Annotated in this window: 5 protein-coding genes and 1 pseudogene; 2 read left to right on the top strand and 4 right to left on the bottom strand. The window is 71.0% G+C overall.

The features are described 5' to 3' along the window. The 3 genes from I0C86_RS38715 to I0C86_RS44160 all read right to left on the bottom strand — a co-directional run. A partial coding sequence (locus I0C86_RS38715; RefSeq protein ID WP_196206281.1) for a hypothetical protein occupies positions 1 to 183 on the bottom strand: 183 nt, incomplete at its 3' end. A gap of 69 nt (positions 184 to 252) precedes the next feature. Further along, complete coding sequence (locus tag I0C86_RS38710; RefSeq protein WP_323374124.1) at positions 253 to 1,437, bottom strand: DUF418 domain-containing protein; 1,185 nt, start codon at positions 1,435 to 1,437, stop codon at positions 253 to 255. 97 nt (positions 1,438 to 1,534) lie between these two features. Next, positions 1,535 to 2,869, bottom strand: a complete 1,335-nt coding sequence (locus I0C86_RS44160; protein ID WP_230395518.1) for a helix-turn-helix domain-containing protein — start codon at positions 2,867 to 2,869, stop codon at positions 1,535 to 1,537. A gap of 263 nt (positions 2,870 to 3,132) precedes the next feature. On the opposite strand from I0C86_RS44160, the gene I0C86_RS38700 reads away from it, so the two are divergent. Then, entirely contained in the window at positions 3,133 to 3,621 is a 489-nt protein-coding gene (locus tag I0C86_RS38700) for a peptidase inhibitor family I36 protein (RefSeq protein WP_196206280.1), read from the top strand. Between the two features lie 38 nt (positions 3,622 to 3,659). Here the strand turns inward: I0C86_RS38700 and I0C86_RS38695 are convergent, their stop codons facing one another. Then, on the bottom strand, positions 3,660 to 4,631 hold the full coding sequence (locus tag I0C86_RS38695; protein ID WP_196206279.1) for a threonine ammonia-lyase: 972 nt from the start codon (positions 4,629 to 4,631) through the stop codon (positions 3,660 to 3,662). A gap of 121 nt (positions 4,632 to 4,752) precedes the next feature. On the opposite strand from I0C86_RS38695, the pseudogene I0C86_RS38690 reads away from it, so the two are divergent. Continuing rightward, a pseudogene (locus I0C86_RS38690) lies at positions 4,753 to 5,302 on the top strand (hypothetical protein); the annotation flags it as partial.

Raw genomic sequence — 5,302 nt, 5'->3', positions numbered from 1 at the left:
GCTGCCACCCGTGCCCAGGGCCCCGCCGTACTCGGAGTAGATCAGGGATCCCGCGAGCAGCGCGGAGACCGGACCGTGAACGGGCTGAACCCAACGCGTACTGCGGTGCCAGCGCACCGTGAGCACCCCGCCGAGGCCGAGTACGAGCGCAACCACGGGGATCATCCAGACGACCAGTTCCACGACAGCCACCTCCAGTCGTCAGTGTCACACACTGGGTAAACAACGATCGATGTATGTCGCCCTGCGGACTCAGCATCCGACCCGCTTGCGCCAGGCCGGACGTTCCGCGTTGGTGAACCAGCGGAGCAGCCACTCGGCCGGACCGTGCCCGTGCCGCTCCAGCCACCAGCGGCTGATCACGACCTGGCCGGCGAAGATGGCGAACGCGAACAGCATCATCTCCAGCGGTGACACCTGACCGACCAGGCCGAAGCCCACGCCGGTGAAGATCAGCAGCGTGGCCACCGACTGGCCGAGATAGTTCGACAGCGCCATCCTGCCGGCCGGGGCCAGCGTCGACCCGAGCCACCGGCCCCGGACGCTGTGCACGATCCGGATCAGGGTCGCGGCGTACGCGGCGGCGAGGAACGGTGCGGTCATCGCGCTGACGAGTACGCCGAGGGTGTTGCCGTTGGCGCCGATCGAGGCGTAGACGGCGCCACCGACGATCCCGACCGGGAAGCCGACGAGCTGGACGATCCGCAGCCACGACTCCCGCCCGGTCAGCCCGACGAGCACCCCGCGACGGGCGGCGACCATGCCGAGCAGGAACATCGCCAGCGTGGTCGGACCCTGCATGGTCAACTGCGAGAGACTGTAGAGCGGCAGGATCGCGATGTGCTCGTGGACGACCGACCCGAAGCCGCCGGCCAGGTTCGCGGCGCTCTCCTGCGCGGCGGCGACCTGGCTGGCGTGGTCGAAGTAGCTCGACGTGTCCAGGAACAGGATGCTCGAACCCATGCTGAGCAGCAGGTAGCCGTAGAGCGAGGCGGCGACGATCAGCGCGGTGCGGTCCCGTACCCCGCGCATCGCCAGCAGGATCGCACCGAGCAGTGCGTAGACGGTGAGGATGTCGCCGCTGATCAGGAAGACCATGTTCACCGCGCCGAGCGCGAACAGGCCGAGCAGCCGACGGGCCATCCGGGGCTTGAACGCGGCGCCGGCCCGAGCCGCCGCCTGGGTCTGGAGGATGAAGCTGTATCCGAACATGAACGAGAACAGCAGGTAGAACTTCATTCCGAAGAACGTGGAGTTGAGCCAGCGCACCGCGTCGTCGAGCCAGGAGTCGTACGCCGGGTCGGTGACGTTCATGCTGAAGCCGGTGGCGGCGAAGGTGATGTTGACGACGAGGATCCCGAGCAGCGCGATCGCGCGCAGTGCGTCGAGATCGTGGATCCGGGTCCGGAGGGCCGTTCTGGCGGTATCTGTGGTCACCAGTCGAGCACACCAGGAGACCTGCCCCTGGTCAGGAGGGTTAACCCGTGACCGGGGGTGGACCTATGTCTACTGTCGCGCGGCGCCACCTGTCGATTCAGCCACGGTCCGGATAGCGGCATGCCGAGGCGGCCGCCGGCAGCCGCTGCTCCAGGTTCAGCGCGATCGGAACGGACCGGCCCGGAGTCGTGGGATGTAGTTGCCGGGCCTCGATCACGCCGGTGGGGCTGTCTCCACCGAGGCACGCGACCGCCACCAGGATGACCGGCTCCCGGGACGATGGTCCGCCGGCCGGTGACGGAACGGCCGCTGACGGAACGGCCGCTGACGGGATGGCCGCTGACGGGATGGCCGCTGACGGGTGCGCGACGTCCAACCTGACCTTCGCACCGGCGGCCCGGTCCCGGACGTCGACCAGCTCCACCTGCCGCCAGGTCCGGTGGCCCGGCGTCGCCGGCCCGCCCCCGGTCGACCTGGCGAAGCCGACGACGTCGACTTCGGCGCCGGTGGCGTGCAGCGTGACCGCGCCGCGCCGGGTCGGATCGAGGGCGGTCGAGAAGGCGAGCTCGCTGGGCGCCGGCCGCCCGCCGGGACACCCGGACGCCGTCAGGTTCCCCGGCGGGTTCCCGTGGATCACCGCAGACGACAGGACTCCGCCGCCGGCCACCACGAACCAGCGAACGTCGGGGGTACCGGCGGTGTTGTCGTACACCTTCTCGCCAATGCAGAAGCCGGTGAATCCGACGGTGCAGTCCGGCGGGATCGTGGCCCGCACGGTGCTGTCCCGGGTCGCGCCGGTCCGGACGTGCGCGCCACTGCCGTAGGTGAGGCCGGTGAAGGCGGCGTCGGACGGCACCACGGGGCATCCCGGCCCGCCGGAGGCCGGCGGCGGGCCACCGCCCGACGAGGTGAACCGGCCGTTGTCCCGCTCGGCCGGGCGCACGAGGTCGCCCGGACCTACCAGGTCGAGCGGCCCCGCCATCGCGATCATCCCGATCGGCAGGATCATCGCGACCAGCCCGCCGACGGCGATCCACCGACGACGACGTACCTCGGTCGGCCCTCCGGGATGGGCCACGAGGTCGAGCGTCCGCCGTTCACCGGGCGCCGACTCCCCGTCTTCGTCGTCGCCTTTCTCGTCGTCGCCTTTCTCGTCGTCGTCCGGGTGGAGCCGTGCCGCCGTCTCGAGCCAGCGGTTCCGCCAGTGGTCGGGATCGCCGTGACACGCGCCGGCGTACGCGAGCAGGACGTCCAGGGTCGGCAGCCGGGTGCCCCCGGCGGCCTCGGACAGGGTCGTCGCGCTGTATCCGGCCGACCTGGCCAGCACCCGGTACGTCGGATTACCCGCCTCGGCGCGAAGCTTCCGCAGGTCGTACGCGAGCGCTTGCAGCGGACCGGCGGCGGGGTCGACCGGTCTCTCCTGACGAGCCACCTGGTTTCTCTCCCCCAGGAACTTCCGGACAGGTCCGCCTTCCATCGTTGCCGGTGCCACCACCAGCGCCAACGCGGCTGTCGGATTGTTGGCCAATGGGTGGACTTTGTCCGGGATTGATTGATTGGTGTGCTGGATCGTTCCGGTCAACCGGCCCGGCGACTAGCACTGGAGACGAGGCGGTCACCCGAACGCAGAACGTGTCACCGCCGGTCCGATCCAGCCGAGGGTCGCGAGCCCTCGGGCCGACAGAGGAGGAAATCATGAGGACTCGAATGATCGCCGTGGCCGGGACGATGCTCGGCGCGATGGGCGTACTGGGAGCGGCCGGTTCTCCGGCGACTGCCGCCGAGCAGGGCCGCGACTGCGTGGTCAACCTCGACACCAGGGCGGTGACCTGTGCGGCGACCGAGGAGCAGGCGCTGCGGGCAGCCGGTGTCGCCGCCTCGCGGGTGATCGCCCGGACGTACGACGGAAGAAACTATTCCGGCGCCGTCCATACCTGGGTGCAGTCCCGGGCGTGCACCCCCGGGTACGACCGCGAGTGGCAGTGGGCCGATCTCCGGCACACCAGCGGCGGCAACTGGAACAACCGGATCAGCTCGGTCCGGACGTACCAGCGGTGTGACGTCAGGTTCTACGACGGCCTCAACTTCCAGGGCGCCGCGTCGACCTGGATCGACGCCTCGGCCAACCTGGCCACCGTCGGCGGCGGCTGGTCCAACCGGGCCGGCTCGATCAAGTTCTCCTGAGTCGCCGAGCCGGCAGAGGTGTTAAGAAGGGTCCCTTCCTATGCAGAAAGCGATAAGAAGGGGCCCTTCCTTGTCACTGCCGCCGCGAGTACGGCCGGGTCGACGTTGCCACCGGTGACCACCGCCACCGTACGGCCGGTGGGTAGCTCGGCCGCGTGGAACATCCGGGCCGCGGTGGCCACCGCGCCACTCGGCTCGACCACCAGCCGGGCCTCCCGGATCAGCCGTGTCGTCGCCGCCCCGATCTCGTCCTCGCTGACCGTCACGATGCCGTCCAGCCGCTCCCGCAGATGCGCGAAGGTCAGCGCGGACAGGTTGGTCCGCAGCCCGTCCGCGCTGGTCCGGTAGGTCCGGGCCGGGTCCCAGATCGACAACTTCCCGGCGGCCAGCGACTCCTGCGCGTCGGCGGCGAGCGCCGGCTCGACCCCGATGACCTTCGCCTCCGGCCGGAGCGCCTTGATCGCCGTGGCGATCCCGGAGGCGAGCCCACCCCCGCCGATCGGCACCAGCAGCACGTCGACCTCGGGCAGGTCCTCCAGCACCTCGATGCCGATCGTGCCCTGGCCGGCGATGATCCGCCGGTCGTCGAAGGGCGGGATCAGCGTCCGACCCTGGTCGGCGGCGATCGACTCGGCCACCGTCAGCCGATCGGCCGGCGCCACCATCCGCACCTCGGCGCCGAGCGCCCGTACCTGGTCGACCTTGGCGGCCGGGGCGCCGTCCGGGATCACCACCGTGCACGACACCCCCTTGGCCCTGGCGGCGTAGGCGAGCGCCTGGCCGTGGTTTCCGGACGAGTGCGTGACCACCCCTCGGGCCCGTTGCGCGGGATCGAGCCGGGCCACCGCGTGGGTCGCACCGCGCAGCTTGAACGAGCCGACGGGTTGCAGGCTCTCCGGTTTGAGCCAGAGCTGGTCGTCCCATCGACAGGGCAGCAACGGGGTGCGCAGCACCACGCCGGCCAGGTCGGTCAGCGCGGCCCGGACGTCGTCGACGGTAACGAGATCCATTCCGTCATCCTGCCATCCGGTCCGGGAACCGCCTTCGCCGCGAAGATGCCGATCCCTACTGGGATCAATAGGACTAAAGCCTAGTATTTCTCGTAGGCCCGAAAACGACACGAGGATCGCGATGACCAGGCCCGAGCAGTCCGGCGAGGATCCGCACCAGACCGGTGCCGGTGCCGACGGACCGCTGGTGGGCGGGAGCCGGTCGGCGTACCCGCCAGCGCCGGCCGAGCGGCCCTGGGACTGGGCGATCGACGCGGAACCTCCGGAGGGTCCGAGCCAGCAGCCGGTGCCGGACCCGGCGGCGGACCAGCAGCCGGTGCCGTCCTCCGGGAGGGGCCGGACGGTGGACGAGATTCCGGATCCGATCCCCCCGGGCGTGGGCGCCCCACCCCGGTCGACCGGCGGCGCACCCGCACCATCCGGCGCCGCACCATCCGGCGCCGCACCATCCGGCGCCGTTCCAGCCAGCGCCACACCATCCGGCGCTGTTCCGGGCGGCGCTGTTCCGGGTGGGCCGACGGGGCAGGCGCCGGACTGGTCCACCCCGGACACCCCGACCGACACGCCGCCGCTGGGCGGGTACCCGGGCCCGCAGCAGTGGCCCGGTCAACCCGCCGTGCAGACGCAGGGCGCTCCGCGGCCGGGACCGCCGGCATCCGGACCCACCGGGC

The sequence above is a fragment of the Plantactinospora alkalitolerans genome (genome assembly GCF_015690345.1).
GTDB lineage: Bacteria > Actinomycetota > Actinomycetes > Mycobacteriales > Micromonosporaceae > Plantactinospora > Plantactinospora alkalitolerans.
The sequence above is the reverse complement of the archived record's forward strand: the minus strand, read 5'-3'. Positions and strand labels throughout refer to the sequence as shown.

Excerpts from the sequence above, each read along its gene's own strand:
- I0C86_RS38695 (WP_196206279.1), bottom strand. The coding sequence starts at position 4,631 with ATGGATCTCGTTACCGTCGACGACGTCCGGGCCGCGCTGACCGACCTG.
- I0C86_RS38700 (WP_196206280.1), top strand. The coding sequence starts at position 3,133 with ATGAGGACTCGAATGATCGCCGTGGCCGGGACGATGCTCGGCGCGATG.